General features: G+C 65.6%; 1 protein-coding gene. It reads left to right on the forward strand.

All coding sequences use genetic code 11. The features are described 5' to 3' along the window. Positions 1-21: 21 nt before the first annotated feature. Positions 22-1,332, forward strand: a 1,311-nt coding sequence (locus AWC12_RS28590) for an acyltransferase domain-containing protein (protein WP_234814199.1), incomplete at its 3' end; no start/stop codon positions are given.

The raw sequence follows: 1,332 nt of genomic DNA on the forward strand, positions 1-1,332 counted from the left end.
CCCCGACGACGCCGATTCGGGGTGTCCTCCTTCGGCATCAGCGGCACCAACGCCCACGTCATCATCGAAGAACCCCCCACCCCCGAGAATGCTTCAACCAATGAATCCCCGGTGGTGGCGGAGCTGCCGGTGGTGCCGTTGCTGGCCTCGGCACGGTCCGAACAAGCCCTCACCGAACAGATCACTCGACTCCAAGCGGTGAACGCCCCACCCCTGGATGTGGCGTTCACCGCCGCCACCACCCGCACCCACCTCGAGCACCGAGCAGTGGTGCTGCCCCGAGCCACCATCACCGGCCGCACCGATACCGGCCGCACCGCAATAATGTTCACCGGCCAAGGCGCCCAACGCATCAACATGGGCGCCGGACTGCATGAAGTGTTCCCCGTCTTCGCCCACACCTTCGACCAGTGCTGCACACACTTCGACGACCTGCTCGGACCCGGACTACGCGACGCCCTCACCGACCCCGACACCCTCGACCACACCCAGTGGACCCAACCAGCCCTGTTCAGCCTCGAAGTCGCGCTCTACCGACTCACCGAATCACTGGGCATCCAACCCGATTACCTGATCGGACACTCCATCGGCGAACTCGCCGCAGCCCACATCGCCGGAGTGTGGTCACTACAAGACGCCTGCACCTTCGTCGCCGCCCGAGCCCGCCTGATGGGCTCACTGCCCCCCGGCGGAGCCATGATGTCGGTCACCGCCACCACCGGCGAAATCACCCCACTACTCCCCGAAACCGTGGCGATCGCCGCAGTCAACGCCCCCCGCTCCCTCGTACTGTCCGGACCAGCGGCCGAACTAGACGCCCTCCAAACACAACTCACCGACGCCGGACTGACCACCCGACGACTCCACGTCAGCCACGCCTTCCACTCCCCACTGATGGAACCCATCCTCACCGAACTCCACCAAACCGCCACCACGCTGACCTACTCACCACCACAAATCCCGATCATCTCCAACCTCACCGGCGCCATCCTCACCGACACCCAAGCCACCTCCCCGGACTACTGGGTCAACCACGTCCGACAAACCGTGCACTTCGCCCAAGGCATCACCACCCTCACCGACGCCGGCGTCACCCACTACCTCGAACTGGGCCCCGACCCAGTGCTATGCACCCTGACCCCCGACAACACCCTCGCCGCACCCGCACTACGCCGCCGCCGCGACGACACCGAAACATTCCTCACCATGCTCGCCCACGCCCACACCCACGGCGTGAACATCAACTGGACCACCCTGTTCGCCGGCCGCGGCGCCACCAAAGTCGACCTACCCACCTACCCCTTCGAACACCGCACCTACTGGCTGACCCCC

Origin of the sequence: Mycolicibacterium iranicum, assembly GCF_002101705.1 — a bacterium.
Lineage (GTDB): Bacteria > Actinomycetota > Actinomycetes > Mycobacteriales > Mycobacteriaceae > Mycobacterium > Mycobacterium iranicum.